The 21,917-nt window shown below is 35.8% G+C and carries 19 protein-coding genes; 6 read left to right on the top strand and 13 right to left on the bottom strand.

The window, feature by feature from the left end:
• The first annotated feature begins 136 nt into the window (after positions 1-136).
• Positions 137-1,675, top strand: coding sequence for an extracellular solute-binding protein (locus ACFOY7_RS00500; RefSeq protein WP_390248297.1), 1,539 nt, complete (start codon positions 137-139; stop codon positions 1,673-1,675).
• Positions 1,676-1,746: 71 nt separating this feature from the next.
• Here the strand turns inward: ACFOY7_RS00500 and ACFOY7_RS00505 are convergent, their stop codons facing one another.
• The 5 genes from ACFOY7_RS00505 to ACFOY7_RS00525 all read right to left on the bottom strand — a co-directional run bounded on the left by ACFOY7_RS00505 (position 1,747) and on the right by ACFOY7_RS00525 (position 6,939).
• The gene (locus ACFOY7_RS00505; protein WP_390248299.1) at positions 1,747-2,490 is read right to left on the bottom strand and encodes a glycerophosphodiester phosphodiesterase; all 744 of its coding nucleotides are present in this window, start codon (positions 2,488-2,490) and stop codon (positions 1,747-1,749) included.
• 159 nt (positions 2,491-2,649) lie between these two features.
• Positions 2,650-4,041 (bottom strand): ABC transporter substrate-binding protein, encoded by a 1,392-nt coding sequence (locus ACFOY7_RS00510; RefSeq protein WP_390248301.1) that lies wholly within the window; start codon positions 4,039-4,041, stop codon positions 2,650-2,652.
• Between the two features lie 32 nt (positions 4,042-4,073).
• Entirely contained in the window at positions 4,074-4,892 is an 819-nt protein-coding gene (locus ACFOY7_RS00515) for a carbohydrate ABC transporter permease (protein WP_390248303.1), read from the bottom strand.
• Positions 4,889-5,827 carry a carbohydrate ABC transporter permease gene (locus ACFOY7_RS00520; RefSeq protein ID WP_390248305.1) on the bottom strand — a complete coding sequence of 313 codons (939 nt, stop codon included), beginning with the start codon at positions 5,825-5,827 and terminating at the stop codon, positions 4,889-4,891. Before ACFOY7_RS00520 ends, ACFOY7_RS00515 begins: the two co-directional genes overlap by 4 nt.
• A complete protein-coding gene (locus ACFOY7_RS00525; protein WP_390248307.1) occupies positions 5,824-6,939 on the bottom strand; it encodes an ABC transporter ATP-binding protein in 1,116 nt (371 codons plus the stop codon). Before ACFOY7_RS00525 ends, ACFOY7_RS00520 begins: the two co-directional genes overlap by 4 nt.
• Positions 6,940-7,135: 196 nt before the next feature.
• Here ACFOY7_RS00525 and ACFOY7_RS00530 point away from each other — a divergent pair, with 196 nt between their 5' ends.
• The gene (locus ACFOY7_RS00530; protein WP_390248309.1) at positions 7,136-7,453 is read left to right on the top strand and encodes a hypothetical protein; all 318 of its coding nucleotides are present in this window, start codon (positions 7,136-7,138) and stop codon (positions 7,451-7,453) included.
• Between the two features lie 117 nt (positions 7,454-7,570).
• On the opposite strand, the gene ACFOY7_RS00535 is transcribed toward ACFOY7_RS00530, so the two are convergent.
• Together ACFOY7_RS00535 and ACFOY7_RS00540 are read right to left on the bottom strand one after the other, a co-directional pair.
• Positions 7,571-9,028, bottom strand: a complete 1,458-nt coding sequence (locus ACFOY7_RS00535) for a protein adenylyltransferase SelO (RefSeq protein WP_390248311.1) — start codon at positions 9,026-9,028, stop codon at positions 7,571-7,573.
• A gap of 126 nt (positions 9,029-9,154) precedes the next feature.
• Positions 9,155-10,204, bottom strand: coding sequence for an NAD(P)/FAD-dependent oxidoreductase (locus ACFOY7_RS00540; RefSeq protein WP_390248313.1), 1,050 nt, complete (start codon positions 10,202-10,204; stop codon positions 9,155-9,157).
• A gap of 120 nt (positions 10,205-10,324) precedes the next feature.
• On the opposite strand from ACFOY7_RS00540, the gene ACFOY7_RS00545 reads away from it, so the two are divergent.
• The 3 genes from ACFOY7_RS00545 to ACFOY7_RS00555 all read left to right on the top strand — a co-directional run bounded on the left by ACFOY7_RS00545 (position 10,325) and on the right by ACFOY7_RS00555 (position 13,343).
• Positions 10,325-11,272, top strand: coding sequence for an iron-hydroxamate ABC transporter substrate-binding protein (locus ACFOY7_RS00545; RefSeq protein WP_390248315.1), 948 nt, complete (start codon positions 10,325-10,327; stop codon positions 11,270-11,272).
• Between the two features lie 71 nt (positions 11,273-11,343).
• Positions 11,344-12,339, top strand: a complete 996-nt coding sequence (locus tag ACFOY7_RS00550; RefSeq protein ID WP_390248317.1) for a FecCD family ABC transporter permease — start codon at positions 11,344-11,346, stop codon at positions 12,337-12,339.
• Between the two features lie 2 nt (positions 12,340-12,341).
• On the top strand, positions 12,342-13,343 hold the full coding sequence (locus ACFOY7_RS00555; RefSeq protein WP_390248319.1) for a FecCD family ABC transporter permease: 1,002 nt from the start codon (positions 12,342-12,344) through the stop codon (positions 13,341-13,343).
• A 147-nt stretch (positions 13,344-13,490) separates the two neighbouring features.
• Here ACFOY7_RS00555 and ACFOY7_RS00560 read toward each other — a convergent pair whose 3' ends face one another.
• The 4 genes from ACFOY7_RS00560 to ACFOY7_RS00575 all read right to left on the bottom strand — a co-directional run bounded on the left by ACFOY7_RS00560 (position 13,491) and on the right by ACFOY7_RS00575 (position 19,628).
• The gene (locus tag ACFOY7_RS00560; RefSeq protein WP_390248321.1) at positions 13,491-15,830 is read right to left on the bottom strand and encodes a polyprenyl synthetase family protein; all 2,340 of its coding nucleotides are present in this window, start codon (positions 15,828-15,830) and stop codon (positions 13,491-13,493) included.
• Between the two features lie 122 nt (positions 15,831-15,952).
• Positions 15,953-17,929, bottom strand: a complete 1,977-nt coding sequence (locus ACFOY7_RS00565; protein ID WP_390248323.1) for a TRAP transporter permease — start codon at positions 17,927-17,929, stop codon at positions 15,953-15,955.
• Entirely contained in the window at positions 17,913-18,443 is a 531-nt protein-coding gene (locus tag ACFOY7_RS00570) for a DUF1850 domain-containing protein (RefSeq protein ID WP_390248708.1), read from the bottom strand. Before ACFOY7_RS00570 ends, ACFOY7_RS00565 begins: the two co-directional genes overlap by 17 nt.
• A 105-nt stretch (positions 18,444-18,548) precedes the next feature.
• On the bottom strand, positions 18,549-19,628 hold the full coding sequence (locus ACFOY7_RS00575) for a TAXI family TRAP transporter solute-binding subunit (RefSeq protein WP_390248325.1): 1,080 nt from the start codon (positions 19,626-19,628) through the stop codon (positions 18,549-18,551).
• Between the two features lie 184 nt (positions 19,629-19,812).
• On the opposite strand from ACFOY7_RS00575, the gene ACFOY7_RS00580 reads away from it, so the two are divergent.
• On the top strand, positions 19,813-20,427 hold the full coding sequence (locus tag ACFOY7_RS00580; RefSeq protein ID WP_390248327.1) for a PH domain-containing protein: 615 nt from the start codon (positions 19,813-19,815) through the stop codon (positions 20,425-20,427).
• A 139-nt stretch (positions 20,428-20,566) separates the two neighbouring features.
• Here ACFOY7_RS00580 and ACFOY7_RS00585 read toward each other — a convergent pair whose 3' ends face one another.
• Positions 20,567-21,034, bottom strand: a complete 468-nt coding sequence (locus tag ACFOY7_RS00585; RefSeq protein ID WP_390248329.1) for a DUF2975 domain-containing protein — start codon at positions 21,032-21,034, stop codon at positions 20,567-20,569.
• 36 nt (positions 21,035-21,070) lie between these two features.
• Positions 21,071-21,883 carry a CPBP family intramembrane glutamic endopeptidase gene (locus ACFOY7_RS00590; RefSeq protein ID WP_390248331.1) on the bottom strand — a complete coding sequence of 271 codons (813 nt, stop codon included), beginning with the start codon at positions 21,881-21,883 and terminating at the stop codon, positions 21,071-21,073.
• Positions 21,884-21,917: the final 34 nt, after the last annotated feature.

Genomic DNA, 21,917 nt, shown 5'->3' on the forward strand with positions numbered 1-21,917 from the left:
AATCATTGTAAAATAAAAATACGCTTAATGAAAGCGCTTTATTTTTTAACAACGTTTTCATTTTATGGGGGTGATGTTTCATTTTTCTTATGCAATTGTTGAGCAAAACAAACATTAATAAAAGGGGCGGTTAAAAATGAGAAGACTTACAAATGTGTTAGTTTTACTTTTTCTTGTAACAATGTCGGCCATACTCTTTGCCTGCAATAATGATAGCGCTTCCCAAAATGACAAGCAATCAACGGATACTGAATCAAATCCAAAAAACACCCCAGAAACTGAAGATCCTCAAGAAATCACCATGATGTTTAATTTACATGTACCAGAAGTACCCAACAAACGTTTAGAGGAACTATTGGAAGAAGCAACAAATACACAATTAGATATCCGCTGGGTTCCTGACAACAATTATGCAGAGAACTTAAATACTGCCATTGCTACAAATAACCTTCCAGACGTATTCCTATTGAAAGATGTAACATTAGATCAACAAAAAGAAGCTGTGCGTGATGGACAATATTGGGAGATTGGTCCATACCTCGAGGAATTCCCTAATCTAAATAAACTTAATCCTGATATATTAAAGAACACCTCTATTGACGGAAAAATATATACACTTTACGCTGGCCGGCCATTGTCACGGCAAGGATTAATTTATCGCAAAGACTGGGCTGATAATCTGGGCTTGGAAGCACCTACAAATCTCGAAGAACTATATGAAATGATGCGTGCATTTACAGAAGATGATCCTGATGGAAATGGTCAGAATGATACTATTGGTTTAACCGACCGGGAAATTTTAGGGACATTTGAAAATTTTGCAACATGGCATGGTGCACCTAATAATTGGGGTGAAAAGGATGGAGAGTTATTGCCTCAATTCATGTTCCCTGAGTATCGTGAAGCAATGGATTATTTCAAAAGCTTATTTGATAATGGATATATCAATAAAGATGCACCTGTAACAAGCAAGACAGATCAGCAAGCATTATTGAAAAACGGCACAGCAGGAGTCTACATTGGAACAATGGGTGATGTAGAAGCTATGTATAAAGATGCTGTAGCAAATAACCCTGATGTTATACTAGATGTGCATAACTATATAGAAGGACCTGATGGAGAATACCGAACAAGAGCTATTCCAGGCTATGGCAGTATGTTAATTTTCCCTAAATCAGCTGTAGAAACTGAGGAAGAACTGCGCGGTATATTAAGTTTCTTTGATTATCTAATGTCACCTGAAGGTTCTAACCTGCTAATCTGGGGTGTTGAAGGGGAACATTACGAAGTTATTGATGGTAAAGCACAAATAATTGAAGAAAATAAAGAAAGTTTCGATCGGGAAATCTTACCATACACTCCATTGGAGATAGGCGAACCTGAAACTAATGGACGCTATAAAGGTCACTTCGAATATGAACCACGAGCAAAAGCAGAAGAATTATATGAGGATAATAATGATTATTTAGTTCATGATCCAACTGCAGCATTAGATTCTCCTACATGGGCTAATACCTCAGAAACATTGACCCAAATTATGGAAGATGCTACGTATCAATATTTCTTAGGACAAATTGATAGTGCTGGATTTGATGCAGCAATTAAAAAATGGGAAGAAGCTGGTGGAGCTAAAGTAATTGAAGAATATAATGAACAATGGAAAGCACAACAATGATAAGATCTTATCTTTAAAATTCAAGAAAAACCTATCATGCCTGTATGGTCGAACCATGCAGGCATGATACCTTAATTCTTCACTCTTAAGTTTATTGCTTTTTCGGGATAATCAGTAATAATTGCATCAACACCTAAATCCAGCATCCTCTTTAATTCTTGTTCGTCATTTACTGTCCATACCCTAACACTTGGACTCAGTTCTTGATAGGGTTGAAACATGTCGTGTAATACTAAGTCTTTGGCTAAATGAAGACTTTCAAGATCAAACACTTGCATGTAATCTGATGGATTAGAGATTGGATTATGCAATAACCATGCTATATTAGCTGAGTTATCTAATTCTTTTAACCTGATTAAGCTAGGTAAATGAAAAGATGAATAGATAATTTTACGATTTTCCCCGAACTCATTAATGATTGATAAAAGTTTCTCCTCTATCCCAGGATATGTGTAAACATATGTCTTCAATTCAATATTTAATTCAATTTCTGTACCAGCTAATAACTGCAGAACTTCTATTAATGATGGTACTTTTTCATTGTCCCAACTTTTACCATATCTTGTTAGATGACTAAACTTGCTCCCTGCACTGTATTGTTTAATTTCAGCCAGTGTTAAGTCTTTTATCAGGCCACGACCATCTGTTGTTCTATCTAACGTTTCATCGTGAATGACAACAACTTCTCCATCCTCCGTCATATGAACGTCAAGCTCTAAGCCGTCGACCCCTTCCTCTATTGCTGCCTGAAAGCTAACTAACGTATTCTCCGGATAGTTTCCTTTACTTCCGCGATGACCATAGATTTTTGTCAAAAAAGTCACACCCTTTCAGGATTATTGCAATTCACCACTTATTTCAGCATGATTTGTTTGAACTATATTATAAGCATGTAACAACACAATATATTAAATTGGGAAAATCTAACCAGCAGGGAAATATCCCCGCTGGTTTTTAAGTATGATAATAGTTTATTATTCTCCACGTGCTGCGTTCGCATTTTGAATCGACTGATTTAATTGATCAACAGCTGTTTGGTATGCTTCATCAACATCGCCACCATTATAAACTGTTTCTAATGCTGTTTCTACAATTCGTCTACCTTCTGGAATCATATCCATAATTGCACCTTGTGTTGCAAATGAAGAAGTTGTTGATTGTAATTGATCTACTGTTACACGTAATTGTGGCATTGTTTCATATGCATCCTTTACTACTTGCTCTTCATAGGCAGCTGGATTGATTGCAAAGTATCCTGTTCCAACATGCCATTCAGCTTGAACCTCTGGAGTTTGTAAATATTTCATAAACTCCCATGCTGCATCTTTCTCTGCTGGATCTTTATCGTCTACCATCCATAAGCTTGCTCCACCAATAACAACACCTTCACGCTCAGTACTTTCCGGATACGGAATAAATGCAACTCCTACCTCAAATGGTGCATTGTCAATAACACTGCGTGCACTTGCAGATGACTGCATAAACATCGCAACATCTTCCGCTAAAAATCCTGATACCATATTATCTCCATTTGTACCATAGTTAGCAAACGTTCCATCATCAATCATATTTTGAACCCAGTTAAAAATAGACTTACCTTGTTCTTCTGTAAAACCAATTTCAGTTGCTGTATCGGAACGACCATTGTCATTGTTCATTAATAGTGCACCTTGGTTTGCTAATAATTGTTCAAATAACCAACCATATGCCTGAAGTGCAAAACCCTTCATTTCTGGATTAGTCTTAGCGATAGCTTTTCCAGCTTCTTCAATTTCTTCATAAGTAGCTGGAGGATTTTCCGGATCTAACCCTGCTGCTTCGAAAGCATCTTTATTATAGTACATTACTGGTGTTGATGAGTTGAAAGGCATGGAATAGAATTGGTCGTCAATTTTATAATAATTAATAATATTTTCTTCTAGGCCTGTCATATCATAACCATCTTTGTCAACATAGTTTTGGATCGGTTCAATATGTCCACTATTGATCATAGACATTGTACCAATTTCGAATACTTGAATCATCGTTGGAGCACTGTCAGTGCCAGCGACTGTATGGAATTTAGTCAATGCTTCATCATATGTACCCTGAAATTCTGCATTTACTTGAATCTGGTCCTGGGAATTGTTATAGTTCTCCACAATTTTATCTAGAGCTTCTTGTGCTGCACCGCCCATTGCATGCCAAAAGGTTACTACTTGCTTTTCGTCACTAGCTTCATTTTCATCTTCAGTGTTAGTTTCACCACTGGAATTACCATCATCTGCTGTTTTCTCACCATCACTTGCATCCGCATCATTGGAACTGCATCCTGCAGCGACTAATGCTACCATCAAAACTAATAAACCAAGTAACCATTTCTTCATTGTAAACACTCCTTTTAACTTTTTTTGTTTATTTATTTTAGTGCACCTTCTGCTAGTCCCTTTTGAAGCTTTTTTTGCCCTAGGAACAGAAGTATCAGTGTAGGTAAAACTACTATGATCGCTCCTGCCATAATGACCCCCCATTCATTTAGTTGTTCCTGGGACTGCAGTTGGCGCAAACCAATCTGTACGGTACGTGTTGTATCATCTGTTGTTGAAAGCAGTGGCCATAAATACATGTTCCATGACGTTAAGAATCCATAAACACCTAGCGTAAGGAGGCTCGTCTTTGCCATCGGGAGTACAACCGTTAAATAGAATTTCAAATCGCCAATACCTGCAATTTCACTTGCTTCTTTTAACTCTTTTGGTATTTGTTTAAAGCTTTGCCTTAGCAGAAATGTACCAAATGCCATTGCGAAGAAAGGCAATGTCAACCCTGTATAAGTGTTAATCCAACCCATATCGCGAATCGTCTGAAAGTTTGGAATGATTGATGCTTCAAAGGGCACCATCATTGTTGCAATAAAGACAAAGAACAATAAATCTCTACCTTTAAATTCCAAAAATACAAAAGCATATGCTGCTAGACTTGATAAAACTAACTGACCAATCATGATAACAACAGAAACTATTAAACTATTTAATAAGAAATTAAATAATGGAAATCGATCAAATACTTGTACATAATTATCTAAAGTAAAGGAAGTAGGAATAATCTTACCTGTCATAATGTCTTGATTTGACATAAAACTCATTGAGAATGCTATGATAGCCGGTGCGAAGATTACTACAGCAGATACTATCAAAAGTAAATAGAAAACAATTTTCTGGTGTGTCGGTACTGTCATTGGTAATGAACCTTCCTTTCACCAAGTTTAAACTGCACTAGTGTCAGCAATAAAATAATGATAAATAGTATAATTGCCTGGGCACTGGCAGCACCATGCTGATAATTCATAAATGCTTCTTGATAGATGGAGTAAACAATCACATTTGTCTCATTTTGCGGTCCACCACGTGTTAACATGTCGACCTGCCCAAATGTTTGAAATGCATTGATGAAAGATACTGTAATAACGAAAAACAATGTTGGTGAAAGCATCGGAATGGTAATTCTTCGTAATTTATAGAAATAGCTGGCACCATCAATATCCGCACTTTCATATAAGTAAGAATCAATTGATTGTAATCCTCCTAACAAAATTAAGAAGGTGAAGCCGATATTCATCCATATTGTTGAGACAGAGACTGAAAATAGTGCCCAATCCGGATCAGTTAGCCACCCAATTGCCTCAATTCCAAATACATCTAATATTTGATTCAGCCATCCAATCGTCGGGTGAAACAAGAACATCCAGAATACAGATGCTGCCGCAACAGAGATTCCCATTGTTGAAGAGAAAATCGTTCGAAATAAACCGATACCCTTTAGTTTTTCATTTGCAAGAACTGCTAGAAATAGACTTACAATAACAGTTCCTGGTACAGTATAGAGAACAAATAAAAAGGTTACCTCTAAGCTTTTCACAAATAACGGGGAAGTGAATATAGCTTTAAAATTATCTAATCCAACAAACACTGTTGTTGCTCCACTGCTGTCAGTTAAAAAAAAGCTTAAATAAAGCGTTTTAAACAGCGGATAAAACAGAAAAACACTAAATAAAATGATGGATGGTAATAAAAATAAGACACCTTTAAAAAAGGACTTAATTCTTTGTACTTTTTTCGCTTTAATAAATTCACCAGTATAATCTTTTTCTACCTGATATGCTACATCGTTCATATCGCAACAACCTCTTGCTCATTTGCGACATTACTTGCTGGTTTAATCAATTCCGTTGTTTTAGTATCATAAAAACTCATATGCTCAACAGATATATTTACAGGAACTTTATCACCAACTTGAACTTTCCACTGACCTAGCCATTTAGCTGTCCACAACTCTTTCCCTATTTCGAAAGTTAACAATGTTTCATTCCCTAAATGTTCAACATTGATTACTTCTAAATCATGTGTTTTCTTATCTTCTTCTCCATGAACGATATGTTCTGCTCTAATTCCAATGGTTAAATTATCTTTTTGAATAATATTTCCAATGTCAGCAGTAGTTATCGGAATATGTATTGATTCTTCAATAACCAATTGATGGTCTTTTATTTTTGCCTGACCTAAATTAATTTTCGGGGAACCTATAAAAGAAGCAACAAATAAATTGGCCGGCTCGTTGTACAGAGTGATTGGGTCACCAACCTGTTGTATCCTTCCGTCATTTAAAACCATGATCCGATCCCCCATGGTCATTGCCTCAACTTGGTCATGCGTTACATAGATCATTGTCAGTCCTAACTTCTTTTGCAGTCTTCTAATCTCAATCCGCATATGTGCTCGTAATTTTGCATCTAAATTAGATAATGGTTCGTCCATCAAGCATAATGGCGCTTGACTAACAACAGACCTTGCTAGTGCGACACGCTGTCTCTGACCACCTGAAAGCTGTTTTGGCTTACGTTTTAATAACTCTGTCAAGCCCATCATATCAGCAGTTTCGATTAAACGTTTTTGTTGTTCCTTCTTATCTATCTTTTTTGCAGTTAAACCGAACAATATATTTTGTTCCACAGTTAAATGCGGGTATAATGCATAATTTTGGAAAACCATTGATAAGTTTCGATCTTTTGGTCTTAAATGATTAACCACTTTATCATTAATTTTCAATATTCCACCTGTTATTTCTTCCAGCCCTGCAATCATTCTTAACAGTGTACTTTTCCCTGATCCAGAAGGGCCAACCAAAACAAAAAATTCTCCTTCTTCGATCGACAGATTTATCCCATTTAATACATTTTTTTGATTATCATAGGACTTTTCAAGATCCTTCATTTCAACATGTTCCAATTTGACAACCTCCTTACTAAGACTATACACATTTAATCATATTTTTCGCTTCATTTGACAATATTTACAATAATTAAACAATATATATAAATCTAACTAACAAAACTAACAACCTGTTAATAATTTTAATATTACTATTTAGATTGTCACATTCCATTCACTAGGTGAATAACCTAAAACCGGGGGAGGGATACGAATGTATCATCAAAATACTAATCAAGGAAGCCATATGAAAAAGTTATGTGAACAATACCAAAACTTTTATGTAGTTGGAGAGTTGTCGAACGGAGAAAAGGTTGAAGGAATTATTCAAAACGTGGACCAGGATAGTGTCACAATGCTAATACCGGAAAATATCGAAATGGATTCGTCTGAACGCCAATATGGTTACGGATATCCACGCAGATACTATCGCCGTTATTATCCATACAGATATCCATTAGGCTTATTAAGCAATCTATTATTGTATCCATTTCTATATCCGCCATATCCAAGCTATCCCGTGTATTGGTAATAAAATGAAGAACACAAAAAACTCAAGTGCAATGAATTCACTTGAGTTTTTCGTTTAGTAAATGTTTCAAAAGAGATTGTTATGCACATCTCTTCTTTGATTTAATATTTGGTGTTATCATGTCCCGCAAAATGTTTGCTGTGGTCTTTGTGACTTGGGCGGTAAGGAGGCAAACTCTAATTGATCTCTGCTATGTGCAAATGGTTTCGAGAGTACGTGAAGCAAATCATTTAAGGCAGTATAATCGTCATTACTTACTGCTGCATCTATCGCTTCTTCCACACGATGGTTTCTTGGAATAACGGCAGGATTGCTATTTTTCATTAATTCAACAGTTTGGCTTAAGGATTCCTGCTGACGTTCTAACCTTTTCTGCCATTTATCTTTCCATTGTAGAAATGGTTCTGTATGGAACATAACCATACGATCCATATCATCGAAAGTTAAAGCTTTAAAGGTATTGGTAAAGTCTGCTTCATATTGTTGCATTAACTCAAGTAATTCTTTTATTAAGACTTCATCTGTACTTTCCTCATTAAAAATACCAAGCTTGGCCCGCATCCCCTGAATCCATTGTGTATGGAAATGATCAGGGAATTTTGCTATGGCATCTTGTGCTAACTCTATTGCTTTCTCATAATCTTCCGCTAATAAAGGTAACAGACTTTCTGCAAATCTAGCCAGATTCCAACCACCAATATTTGGTTGATTTCCGTACGCATATCTCCCTTGCCTGTCAATCGAGCTAAATACTGTGGCGGGATCATACTCATCCATAAATGCACAAGGTCCATAATCAATTGTCTCGCCACTTAATGTCATATTATCTGTATTCATCACACCATGGATAAAACCTACTAATTGCCATTTAGCAATAAGAGTACCATGTCTTTTAACAACTTCATGCAACAGAGCTAAATAAGGATTATCCATTTGAGCGAGTTCTGGGTAATGTCGTTTAATCGTGTAATCCGCTAATTTCTGTATATCCCCATCCTCCCCAAAACTCGCCGCATATTGAAATGTTCCAAATCGTATATGACTAGATGCTACTCTTGTTAAGATGGCCCCTGGCAATTCTGTTTCACGCATAATACTTTCTCCCGTTGTAACGACTGCTAAACTTCTAGTAGTAGGTATGTCCAATGCATGCATCGCTTCACTGATAATGTATTCTCTGAGCATTGGTCCAAGAGTCGCTCTTCCATCACCACCTCTTGAGTATGGAGTTATTCCTGCACCCTTTAATTGAATATCAAATGTCTCTCCACTTGACGTTATATGTTCACCAAGTAATATCGCTCTTCCGTCACCAAGCATTGTAAAATGTCCGAACTGATGACCAGCATATGCTTGAGCAATTGGTATCCCATTGTCTGGCGTCATATTACCTGAAAATATTCCAATATTGCTTTCTTTTTTTAATTCATCCTTACTTAAACCCAAGTTCCCTGCTAACTCTTCATTAAAAACTCGCAGGTTGGGACCACTAACTGGTGTTGGTTCCGTTCTTGTATAGAATCGTTCCGGTAAAGAGGTATAACTACTTTCAAGGTTAAATCCTGCTTTAGACATGTTCTCTTCCTCTCTAGTTAAAATTTGTGACCTTACGTGTATTATTTTATATAAAAGGTAAACATATGCGTTGATTTCTTATTCTTCAGTGTAACAAAAAAACAGATACACTAGCTAAGTATCTGTTTATTTCAATAATTTTTCCACTAATTGTTTGTTCTTTTCTTTGAATATATCGTTATGTGAAGAGACCATTGCCCAATCGTTTGCTTCTGGTTCCAAATATTTCTTTGCACTATTTACTGCATTTGCTGCATCTTGAAATGCTCCTAATATTAGATGAACTTTTCCATCATATTTCAATTTATCACCGGCAGCATATAATCCTTCGACAGAAGATACTGACATACTATTACCAGCAATATAAAAATCATCGATAAGTTCAATGGATAGTTTACTATTTTCTATTAAGGAGGAATCCCTGTCGAAACCATGGCTAATTATTACTTCATCAACTGTGACTTGAAATACCTCACCTGTTTGACTATTGGTTAATTCTACTTGGTTAATTTTATCTTTGAGTTGTGTAGAGATTAATTTTGTAATGGTTGTTTGAGAAAAACACTTAATCGAACTACTTAATAGTTGAGTTATTTGTGCTTCATGTCCCATTAAATTCTCCCGGCGGTATGTAAGATACACTTTTTTCGCTATTGGTTCTAACTCATTAGCAATATCAATCGCTGAATCACGGCCACCTGATATTATTACAATTTTATCTTTGAATTCCTTAAATGACTGTAACGTATAATGCAAATTAGTCAACTCAAATCGTTCTGCACCCTCAATTTTTAATTTTTGAGGTTTTAGGATACCGCTGCCTGTTGCGACAATTACTGTTTTTGAGTAATGGACTTTACCTGAGCTTCCTTTTAATAAAAAAATACCATCTTCTCGTTTCTCAATTGATTCTGCCTTTTCATTTAATACAACTTCTGGCTGGAACGTTAATCCTTGTTCAGTTAATTGCTCGATTAACTGTTGACCAGGAACAGGCAGCAATCCACCTACATCCCAGATCATTTTTTCCGGGTATACGTGAATTTTACCACCTAATTCAGGTTGAAACTCGATTATTTTAGTTTTCATTTCTCTTAACCCGCTATAAAAAGCTGAATACAAACCAGCGGGGCCTCCTCCTATTATGGTAACGTCAAAACATTCTTCATAATGCACAGTAATCCCTCCATCTATTTTTCATAAATATATTGACAATCGATAATGATAACCATTATCATTATAAACGAAATTGATAATCAATATCAATTAAAAATTTAAAAAGGAGTTTTACATAGGATGAAAAAATTATTATGGATTGTTTTTATTATTCCTTTATTTATGATTGCTGCATGTGGGAATGAAAATAGTACAAGTGCCGAAAAGCCAAATAATAACGCTCAAGGGGAACATCCAGAAGGTAATAACAATGAAAGTAAGACGATCACTTATGAATCAGAAAATGGCCCAATAGAAGTACCAGCTAACCCACAACGTGTCATTGTTTTGACAGGAGGATTTGCAGGTGACGTCCTATCATTAGATGTTCCTCTAGTTGGTGTTGATTCTTGGGCGAAGGATAATCCGGACTTCGATCTGGAAGGAGTAGAAGTCGTATCTGATGAAGATTTAGAAAAAATTATCGAATTAGAACCAGACTTAATTATTGGTCAGAGTACCATTAAAAACTATGACAAACTTAGTGAAATAGCTCCAACTGTTACGTACACTTACGGAAATTTAGACTATTTAAATCGTCATTTAGAAATTGGCAAAGTTTTAAATAAAGAAGAAGAGGCACAACAATGGATAGATGATTTTAAGGCACGTGCACAAAAAGCTGGTGAAGAAATAAAAGCCGAAATTGGCGAGGATGCAACCGTTACAGTTATTGAGAATTTCGATAAGGAGTTATATGTTTTTGGAGATAACTGGGGACGGGGTACTGAAGTTCTCTACCAAGCAATGGGGCTTAACATGCCGGAGAGTGTGAAAGAAGCAGCATTAGAAGATGGGTACTATACCTTATCTTTAGAAGTACTCCCTGAATACGTTGGTAATTACTTGGTGATTAGTAAAACAGAAGAAAAAGAATCATCATTTATGGAAACAGATACTTTCAGGAATATTCCAGCTGTTCAAAACGGTCACGTATTTGTAGCAGATGCAGAAACATTTTATTTCAATGATCCAATTACACTAGATAATCAATTAGATTTTTTTATTGAGAGCTTTTTAGGAAAATAAAATAAGTAGAAGGACGGGCATTATATAGCCCGCCTGCTCTTAATTAATAAAAGAGGAAAGACGTTGATAATATGATAAGCGCAAAATACTTCACTTACAAATTAATATCCAGTTTAATTTTGTTATTTCTCGCTTGCCTTATCGCGTTGAGATTTGGTGCTGCTGACACTTCCCTATATGATGTATGGGTTGCTATCACTTCTTCCAGTACATCTGATACTACCATAATGCTTCAGGAAATCCGCTTTCCAAGAGTTATTGGTACCATTTTTGTTGGGGCTGCTTTAGCAGTATCTGGTGCGATTATGCAAGGTGTGACTCGTAATCCATTAGCAGATCCGGGTTTACTTGGTGTATCCGCTGGTGCCAATTTGGCACTTGCCTTAACAATGGCATTCGCTCCATCTGCCAATTATTTCTCGATCATGGTCGCATGCTTTATTGGTGCATCAATCGGAACTTTATTGGTTATTGGCATAGGAACTCTAAGCCAAAGTGGATTTTCGGCTTTAAGAATTGTACTTGCAGGGTCAGCTGTTTCTGCTTTTCTCTATGCGATTGCAGATGGAATCGGTATTTATTTTAAAATTTCAAAAGATGTATCAATGTGGACTGCCGGAGGTTTTATTGGTACCAACTGGGCGCAGTTACAAGTGGTTATACCGTTTATTGCGTTAAGTTTAGTCCTCTCTTTATTGCTTGCTAGACAGCTCTCCTTATTAAGTATGAATGAGGATGTAGCAATTGGGCTAGGGCAAAATATCGTTTTTATTAAAGCAATACTTTTCTTACTTATTATTATTCTTGCAGGAGCATCTGTTGCATTAGTAGGAAACTTAGCCTTTGTCGGTTTAATGATTCCTCATATCGTCCGTGCAATTGTTGGGGCTGATTATAGAAATATTATCCCTATGTCCATGGTTATCGGTCCAATATTTCTCGTATTAGCTGAAACAGTCGGTCGAACAATTAATGCCCCATATGAAACCTCTGTAGCAGCAATTATCTCAATAATTGGATTACCCTTCTTTCTAATTATTGTTAGAAAAGGAGCGAAGCAAGCTTGATTATGAATAAAGTGTTTAGACAGCGTGTTATTATCATTTTTTTAATCCTTTTGATTTTGGCAGCAGCTATTTTCAGTCTAGGATTAGGCAGTTCTTCCGTTTCTTTTGATCGGATCGTACCAACAATACTCGGATCAGGAACCTTGAAAGAAGAAATGGTTCTATTCTCCTTGCGATTGCCGCGAGTTTTACTAACCATATTTGCCGGAATGGCATTAGCATTATCTGGTGCAATACTTCAAAGTATTACGCGAAATGATTTAGCCGATCCTGGGATTATTGGTATTAACGCAGGTGCTGGTATTGGTATATCTATATTCTTTTTATATTTCCCAATCAAAGCAGAGACCTTTATATATGCCCTTCCAATTGTTGCTTTTATAAGTGCAATCTTCATCGCTTTTCTTATTTATATCTTTTCCTATACAAAAGGAATGGGAATCCAGCCAATCAAACTGGTCCTTGTTGGTGTTGGTTTTTCGATGGCTTGTTCAGGAGGAATGGTCGTAGTTATTTCCTCAGCAGAGGATGAAAAAGTAAATTTTATCTCTAAATGGCTGGCCGGATCTATCTGGGGTACAGATTGGCCATTTATTGTTGCTTTATTACCATGGCTCATTATCCTGATTCCATTTACTTTATATAAAGCTGGTAAGTTAGACTTGTTAGCGTTTAGTGAACCTGTTGCTGTTGGTGTTGGTGTCCAAGTGGAAAAGGAAAGAATCGTTTTATTAATCTCTGCAGTCGCATTAGCTGCGGCAGCAGTTTCTGTAACAGGGGGGATCGCATTTATTGGTTTAATGGCTCCACATATTGCTAAATCGCTCGTTGGTCCAAGAAACCACCTTTTTATTCCAATTGCTATATTAATAGGCGGGTTATTGTTATTGATAGCAGATACACTTGGTCGAAATCTTTTAGATTCAGAAGATATTTCAGCTGGAATTATCACAGCATTAATTGGTGCACCCTATTTTATCTTTTTATTACTTCGAAAAAAATAGTTCGCGCCAACTGAAGTTCTTTTAAATTCCGCATAATAAGGTGAATTACCCAGCGCAGGAAAGAACATTTGAAAAAAAGCACCAAATTGTTTAGCAATTTGGTGCTTCCGTTTATTTACATTTACAAACGCTTTAATCAGGAATAGATTATTTCTCTCGATTAATAAAATAATCGAGTAAATGCCTTAGAAAATTTGCACTTTCAGGCATTCCATTTAAACTTTCTTGTGCTTCACAATAATGTTCCCACATTGCTTTTTTTGCTTCGGTTTTCCCTAAAACAGAAACAAATGTGGAGCTATCATTGTCTTCATCATTTCCGATCGGCTTACCAATAATATCTTTTTTTCCTTCTACATCTAACAAGTCATCTTTTATTTGAAAAGCAATTCCTGCATGATAGGCATATTTTTTCATCAATTCTTTTTCTTTATCTGGTGCTTGGGCAAGAATCATTGGCATCATAATTGCCGCTTCAAATCCAATCCCTGTTTTAAAATAACACATTTGATTCAGCTCAGGAAGTGTCAGTTTCTTCCCTTTCGATTCCAGGTCAATCGCCTGTCCCTTACACATTTCGGCAGTCATTTTTGCCGAATATTGAATAAGCTCCAGGACAGTTTTTGTATCAAATTGATCTAAGGTTGCTTGTTCCTCATATGCCTTTTGAGTAAGGAACAAACCTGTCAATTCTGCTGTAGCACTATTGTATGCCTCATGCAGTGTTGGTTTTCCTCGTCTTATTGAAGCATTATCCTGTGATGGTAAATCATCAAAAATCAGTGAGGCAGTATGCATATATTCTAATGATTTTAAAAGTGGAATAATGGTAACTTGGTCTAGTTGATATATATCTGTTGCAATCATGGAGGCAACAATAGGACGTAATCTTTTTGCATCACTTGCTAAACTGTAATTCGCAGCTTCAGTAATTGGCTCATCTAATCCGTAGCTCCTGCCAATCCGCAGCCGTTTGTTTAGCTCATTTCTAATTGTTTTGGAATGATTTAAGAAAGTCTTCTTCTCTTTACGTTCTTTCTTCATCGTATTTAACATGTTATCACGTAATAGCTTATCAAAAAAATCGACATCGTTTATTTTATTCATCAGTTGTAAAATAGATTGGTGGAATGAATCCATATTCCTTGCAAATACATTCATTAACTGATGATATTTCCCTTCACCTAATCTCTCTTTATTTCGTTTTAATCCATTTATTGCACGATTTAAAATAATTTGAGCAGTTTTCTTATCTGATTGATAAACATGGTGAATTAAATAATAGATAACCGCCCAATAAAGCTCAAACGGATTAATCAAATCATTCCTATCATTATGATAAGCTAGATAATAAGTGTATGGTGTAACTGCGCCGCTTTCATAGTCTTGGAATAAATCAGTAAAGTCATCAGACAATTGATTATAAAGCCCATAATAAAATGTTCGATTATCGATTTCAATATCCGAATTACCTATTAAAGATCGGACAAGTAGTCGCGAGGAAGAAGACTTTAAAATTACTGGCAGATAGAGCTCTTCATTTGTAAAGTTGGGGTCTGATAAGTTTTTCTCTCTGTCAATCTCTTGCGATTGGTAAAAAATAAATACCTGATCAAAGAACTTTTCCTTCACCTCTTTCGATATTCGTTCATTGATAAAGGAAAATGCTTCTCCCAACTCTTGATGAACAAAACGAATCAGTTCCTCATTTTCCCCTGCCCATTCTTCCCATTCTGCTACTTCTCTCTGAGTAAAAGTTGTACGTAATAGTTGAGAATATTGCTTTTTCTCATGATCTGTTAAAACGTCGGCATCCAATAGGTCATCGATGAATGGGTATGTTAAGCCATAACAATAACCAAGACGAATAGCCTCATCTAATCGTTTTGCCCTTTCATTACTTGAAATACTTTCTTCCATCTCTTCGAATTCGTGAAGCAATACCCCTGCAATTATTTTAATAAGCTTACGTTTGGCATTATCTTGGTCCATACCCTCAGGAATATGGTCGGAAACCATTTTTAATTTATCCATTAACCAGATGAAAGTTGCTTCAATCTGTTCTTTTTGGGCCCAGCGATACAGTTCAACTAAGCGAAATGGCTCCTTATTCGTCTTAGTCAAATATTTTTCCAGATCTTTGACTACATGGTTTATCCTATCTCTCGTTTCATCAGAATCTAATGATTTACCTAAATCGCGCAAATAAATATAAGAAATACTTCGGTCCAAGTAGCTGGTTAAAGAACCAGTTTTAACCAGCCAGTGGATATAGGAGGAGTATTCTTTATTCTTTACAGATTTTGCTGGTGCAGTTAAAATTCTGGAAATGAGTGGTTTCCCCACCAGCTCTTCCAAATTTTTTTCTAAAGTTGGGAAAACCTTTCGTGATTTGATGACATTTAGTAATGCGTGAAAGTAAACTCTGGCCTGGATTTCTGCTTTCTGGTACACTTTATTCGAATTTTTTAATTGTGTATTGTTCATTCTATGTACCTCTTTTTCTGTCTGAATAATTATATTTAGTCTTCATATCAAACATACGATTCTGAATAAAGATTTGTTTCAAAAAAGCAGGTGATTAAAATAACATCACCTACTCTGTCTATTTAAGATTTTACTATTTTCTTTGTGATAAGTTGAACAGCAAAAAGTATGATAAATGCAACTAACCCTACTATATCAGATATTCCTTCCGGATACATTAGAAATAAGCCTACAACTAATGTAATGACCCGTTCAAACCAATGAAGCTTGCGGTACCAGAAACCAATCATACATGCTCCAATGACCATCATACCTAGTAATGCGGTCATTAAGGACCAGCCTATCGCTAAGTAACTTGCATCAATCATTAATAACGTCGGATTTAGAACAAACATATATGGGATAATAAAGGCAGCAATTGCCAGTTTCGCTGCATTAACTCCTGTTCTTATTGGTTCACCACCTGAAATGCCTGTTGCGGCAAAGGCCGCTAACGCAACAGGCGGGGTAATATCCGCTAAAATACCAAAATAAAATACAAACATATGGGCAGCTAATACAGGGATAGCCACGTCTAAGCTACTGTTTAAAGCTAATATTGCCGGAAGTGCTATCGTAGATGTAATGATATAGTTAGCGGTAGTTGGCGATCCCATTCCCAATATAATTGACGCGATCATTGTAAAAAATAGTGTTAAAAGTAGTTGGGAGGAAACAGAAAATGATAAGGAGCCAGCAATATCTACAAGACTATTACCGAGTTTTAAACCAAGACCTGTTTTTGTGACAACACCAACTATAATTCCAGCACATGCGGTTGCTGCAGCTACACCTAAAGCAGTCTTAGCACCTTGTTGTAATGCAAGAAATATTTTTTTTGGTGTAATTCTCGTATCTTTTCTAAACAAACTAACAATAATTGTTGCCAAGATCCCGTATAAAGCAGCTCTTTCGACACTCATTCCTTGAAATAAGAAGAGGACTATTGCCAAAATAGGAAATAATAAATGGATTTTCTTCCAAACTTCCTTTCTATCTGGAAGTGCTTCTTTTTTTAATCCATGCATCCCTATTCTTTTTGCCTCTAAATGGGTCATAATCCAAATCCCTGCAAAATACAATATTGCCGGGATAATCGCAGCTTTTGCAATGTTCCAGTAACTTTCTCCAGCAAACTCAATCATTAAAAAGGCCGCTGCACCCATTATAGGAGGCATCAGCTGTCCACCAGTGGATGCAGTTGCTTCCACTGCTCCGGCAAAGTTTTTATGATAGCCGAGTTTTTTCATCATTGGAATGGTGTAAGAGCCTGTTGTCACTGTATTCGCAACTGAGCTGCCAGAAATTGTTCCATTTAAAGCACTCGAAAATATAGCAACTTTTGCAGGCCCTCCTGTTCTTTTACCTGCTATCGCTAATGCCAAGTCATTAAAATATTGACCTACCCCAGTTTGTACAAGAAATGCCCCAAATAACAAAAATAAAAAAATATAAGTAGAAGAGACTTGTAATGGTGTTCCTAAAATACCTTCTGTTGTAAAGAACATCGAATCAATTAACTGATTAAAACTTAACCCCCTATGTGCAAGCATACCAGGCATATATGGACCAAGTAATGCATATAACAAGAAAGTGATCGCAATTATCGTTATTGGTAAACCAACCGCTCTTCTAGATGCCTCTAGTACAAGTAGAATAGCAATTCCGCCTATAGCCATCTGTATATTATCAATCCCGCCTATCTTCTGCACAAGTGTTTGATAGAATAATGGCCAATATGCGCAAACAGCAATTGCTAAAACAATCAATATATAATCATACCAAGGAACAGTAGCTGTTCGCTTTTTCTTAATGGAAGGGAATAAAGTAAAAATTAACACTAGTGCGAAACCTAAATGGACTGTACGCTGGATATATGCTGTGTATTGTCCAAATATACCTGTATATATTTGAAACATTGAGAACACAATTAGTGTCAGGACAACAACTTTAGCTATTATTCCCGTTAAATTCCTATTATTTGATTCCGTATCATATTTCTCTAATAACTCTTGCTTCCTGTCTGCTGAGATTGTATTTGTTTCACTTTCCTTCTCCATCTATCATCACCCCTCTTAAATATTTGCATAACGTTAGTTTTTCTACCTTTATTTTCAACCATGCACCTTGTTCGAAATATTGGTTAAACCAGACTAAATGCTCGCCTTCTTCTCCCCAAATTAAGCGGTTCTTTGAAACAGTTTTCCCATTCCTTATGTTAATTGATGGAAAAATATTATTTAGATTTTTAATATGATATTTGCCTTCTTCCATGGTGAATTCTTCTCCAGCACTTGCATTGGAAGGCATTCCAATCCCGAAATGTTCATAAACGATCTCATTCTGTTTGATACTTAATTCATTGGTAATCTCATATTTCTCGATCACATCAGTTAAATGAATGGAGTGGGTAAATACAAGTTCAAACTTATCCCCTTTTTCTAACGGCAGAAATGCTTCTATTTTATCTGTGTTTTCTTTATAAAAAACCAATGCTGTATTGACAGGAACAAGAAATATGAACAAAGCAATAATAGTGACGCAACAGACACAACTAAAACTTATATATCTCATGGACACATTATTAACCTTCTTTATAAGATTATTGGATATCCTTCGCTATTGGTTATGAAATGGTCGACTGTTATATTTAAACAGTCGACCATTTTGATATTACTATTATTCTTGTGTTACTCCTTGCTCATCGAAGTATTTTTTCGCGCCTGGATGGAGTTCTATTCCGATCCCATCCAAAGCTGAATCTATTGTGATATAAGAAGACTTGTCATGTGCCATTGGTTCCGCATTTTCGTAAATCGCCTTTGTCATTTCATATCCAAGATCTTCTGGTATATTATCGGTAACAGCTAACATTGCCAATACTGCGACTGTTATGACATCCTCTTCCAGACCATAAGTACCTGCAGCAATTGTATCTTTAGCATAGAAAGGATATTGTTCGATTAATGCATCTATCTTATCTTCCTCAATCGGAACAATTGCTACATCAACAGTTGCAGCTAATCCTTCTACAGCCCCTGTTGGTGTACCTGATGTAATAAACGCAGCATCGATGTTGCCATCTTGAATTCCTCCAGTCGATTCACTGAAATCAAGATTTTGTGCCTCGATATCATCCATCGACATATCATGTATTTCTAAAATTTGTTCTGCGTTAATATAGGTTCCAGAACCTGGTGCACCTACAGAAACTTTTTTCCCAGCTAAATCTTCGACAGAAGTAATTCCTGCGTCCTTTTTTGTAACGATTTGAATCGTTTCAGGATATAGTGAACCTATCGCCTGAACATTATCTACAGGATTCCCATCAAATGCATTAATACCTTGAACGGCATTATCCATTACGTCTGTCTGAACAAAAGCCAATTCAGCTTCACCATTTTGAAGTGCCACCACATTATCTGCTGACGCATTGGATGACAGTGCATCTGTTTGTACTCCAGTTGCATCTGATATGATCGATGCCATTTCCCCACCTAGTGGATAATAGGTTCCACTTGTTCCACCAGTTAACATACTTAGAAATTCAATCGTACTTTCTCCTGTTCCTTCCTCTTCAACTTCTTCATTACCTGCAGTCTCTTCCTCTGTATCCGTCTCTGCAGATTCTGTTGTCTCCGTTTCCTCTTCTGTTTCACCACTATTCTCTGAACTGCTGTCTGATTCACCACAAGCAATTAATATTGCGGACATAATCAAAACCGATAGAAGAAGTACTAACCAATTTCTCTTTTTCATTAAACATACCCCCTTCAGAATGTATGTTTAATACTATGTGACTAAATAAAAAAAAATTCATAGCATTGTACAAATTCAGAAACAGGCTTTATTGCTTATATTTTATGGATAATATATATCTAAAAGCATCGATTTAAGCTAAAATGGAATTATTAGGATACATAATTAAAGGAGGATTCATCTTATGTTTAAAAAAATTGCCAGCGATGCTCTAGGCTTAAGTGACATTGGGAAGATTATTAGCGCAGATGATTTTGATAAAACAGAGTCAGATGACTATGTTTTACATGAAGACGGAGAAAAAATTCATTTTCTTATCAAATCTAAATCAGATGAGTATTGTTTTACCAACCGGGCATTCATCCATTTAGATGGGGAGAAAGCGACCAGCAGTAAGCGTAATATTTTCCGCTATGATTATTATCGGTTTCCAATTAAAAATGTATCTATTGAAACTGCTGGAACAATTGACTTAGATTTAGAAATAAAATTCACGATTGGTGGTCAATCAATTTCTGTAGACATTGATAAACGGGAAGGAGAAGCAATTGCTGACTTATATAAATCACTAGTTGCCATCTCTCATATCCAAGATGAGAACGAGAGAATAAAAGATTATGCTAGAGAAGGCCTGGATTTATCTAAGTCTTTATTTACAGATAACAGATTCCATGATGGAACTATCTCTAATGAATTTGAAAAAGCAACGAAATTTGCTTTTGACTGGTTACATACAACTTATAACGAAAATACCCAAAAAGACTTTGGGGAAATTTTTAATAAGTATATCCAAAATTAATTCCAAGGAATAAAAGAGTGGGATAAAACAAACAGGGTATGTTTTACATCACATAAAAAAACCGAACTATTTCGAATAAATTAATCCATTCGAACTTAGTTCGGTTTTTGTTGTTAAAAGTCTCATGGTCAGTCGCTTTTTATTTTAACAGTGAACTCATTTCTTTTGAGTTTACTACCAATCCTTTAAACAATATAGTCAAAGAAACGATGATTAATGTTGTAAATATAATCGCGATACCGACCAAAGCAATGCCTGGGTGTAAAGCATTATATGCTAAGAGAACTGCCATGCCAACAGTATAGATAGCAATAATTAATAATGCACAATATTTTATCTTTACTAAGGAACGAATGCTTGCCGAAGAGAAAGACCGATCGTTCGAAACGTTATTTAACAGTTGCCATGATTGAATTATGGCATAAAAAAACGGAAGTGTTGTTAAATATATTCCAAATAAAACCGGGTATTGCAAATGGGAATATTCTGGATACATTGTCACTGAATAACTTGCAAGCTTTGGCAATGCGAAAATGCTCAACCCCAATATAGTCAATCCTACACTAACCAATCCCAGCTTTAAAAAAATAATCACTATTCGGTTCATTGATCCACCCCACTAATAATTTTCCTTTATTTTACATCAACTATTGACTAGTGGCAAGATTCTTCTCTTTATCCATTCCATATTCAATAAAATTGCGCCCGTCGTACTCGGCAATAATATAAATGCAGCAAACTGAAGAGTAAAGAAATTATCTACTTCTAGATGCTTATGGATTGTATTCAGTAATTGTGTTACAGTCATTATCGCTAAGTGAAACCCTATCGGCAACCAGATATTCTGTGCCTTTGCTCTGAAATATCCTAGAATAAATGCAAATCCAGGAATAAACAAAAACTGTTCTACAGAATAAATGGAGCCGATTATAAATCCGAAGATGGTAAACAATAACATCTGCAATAATATAACAAGATTGTTCTTAAACATCTTTTGAAGTTTTGAGAAAATATATCCTCTAAAGATCAATTCTTCTGGCAATGCCTCTATCAAAAATACAGTAAAACTTAATATGAAACAATGAATAAAAATTTCTTTCCAACTGGATATAACCGCAATCTCGATCATATTTAGAGAGACCAATATTAATGTTCCAATTGAAGCGGGAAGAAGCCAGATAATGAGACCGAACAAAAATGCATAAAGATTTGATTTGAAATTTGCCATTCCTAACTCAAACCATGATGAATTCTCAATTCTACAGCTAATAACCAATAAAAGTATGGTGAGGGTTGTAATGGAAAGCCCCATCATAAAATGAGAAAACCGGTCATATTCTCCATCACTAACATAGGTATTCAACAAATTAATAAAAATCCAAATCATATTCGCAAAAATAAAAACAATAGAAATCCGAGTAAATGCAGTAAATCTTAAATGTCTTTTATCAGTCATTTAAAATTGCCTCTTCTCTTTGTTAATTTTTAGC

This window comes from Gracilibacillus xinjiangensis (assembly GCF_042651765.1).
GTDB classification, from domain to species: Bacteria; Bacillota; Bacilli; order Bacillales; family Amphibacillaceae; genus Gracilibacillus; species Gracilibacillus xinjiangensis.

Bases quoted from the DNA above. Each gene is read 5' to 3' on its own strand.
- ACFOY7_RS00500 (WP_390248297.1), top strand. From the start codon at position 137: ATGAGAAGACTTACAAATGTGTTAGTTTTACTTTTTCTTGTAACAATG.
- ACFOY7_RS00510 (WP_390248301.1), bottom strand. From the start codon at position 4,041: ATGAAGAAATGGTTACTTGGTTTATTAGTTTTGATGGTAGCATTAGTC.
- ACFOY7_RS00515 (WP_390248303.1), bottom strand. From the start codon at position 4,892: ATGACAGTACCGACACACCAGAAAATTGTTTTCTATTTACTTTTGATA.
- ACFOY7_RS00520 (WP_390248305.1), bottom strand. From the start codon at position 5,827: ATGAACGATGTAGCATATCAGGTAGAAAAAGATTATACTGGTGAATTT.
- ACFOY7_RS00530 (WP_390248309.1), top strand. From the start codon at position 7,136: ATGTATCATCAAAATACTAATCAAGGAAGCCATATGAAAAAGTTATGT.
- ACFOY7_RS00535 (WP_390248311.1), bottom strand. From the start codon at position 9,028: ATGTCTAAAGCAGGATTTAACCTTGAAAGTAGTTATACCTCTTTACCG.
- ACFOY7_RS00545 (WP_390248315.1), top strand. From the start codon at position 10,325: ATGAAAAAATTATTATGGATTGTTTTTATTATTCCTTTATTTATGATT.
- ACFOY7_RS00550 (WP_390248317.1), top strand. From the start codon at position 11,344: ATGATAAGCGCAAAATACTTCACTTACAAATTAATATCCAGTTTAATT.
- ACFOY7_RS00555 (WP_390248319.1), top strand. From the start codon at position 12,342: ATGAATAAAGTGTTTAGACAGCGTGTTATTATCATTTTTTTAATCCTT.
- ACFOY7_RS00560 (WP_390248321.1), bottom strand. From the start codon at position 15,830: ATGAACAATACACAATTAAAAAATTCGAATAAAGTGTACCAGAAAGCA.
- ACFOY7_RS00565 (WP_390248323.1), bottom strand. From the start codon at position 17,929: ATGGAGAAGGAAAGTGAAACAAATACAATCTCAGCAGACAGGAAGCAA.
- ACFOY7_RS00570 (WP_390248708.1), bottom strand. From the start codon at position 18,443: ATGAGATATATAAGTTTTAGTTGTGTCTGTTGCGTCACTATTATTGCT.
- ACFOY7_RS00575 (WP_390248325.1), bottom strand. From the start codon at position 19,628: ATGAAAAAGAGAAATTGGTTAGTACTTCTTCTATCGGTTTTGATTATG.
- ACFOY7_RS00580 (WP_390248327.1), top strand. From the start codon at position 19,813: ATGTTTAAAAAAATTGCCAGCGATGCTCTAGGCTTAAGTGACATTGGG.
- ACFOY7_RS00585 (WP_390248329.1), bottom strand. From the start codon at position 21,034: ATGAACCGAATAGTGATTATTTTTTTAAAGCTGGGATTGGTTAGTGTA.
- ACFOY7_RS00590 (WP_390248331.1), bottom strand. From the start codon at position 21,883: ATGACTGATAAAAGACATTTAAGATTTACTGCATTTACTCGGATTTCT.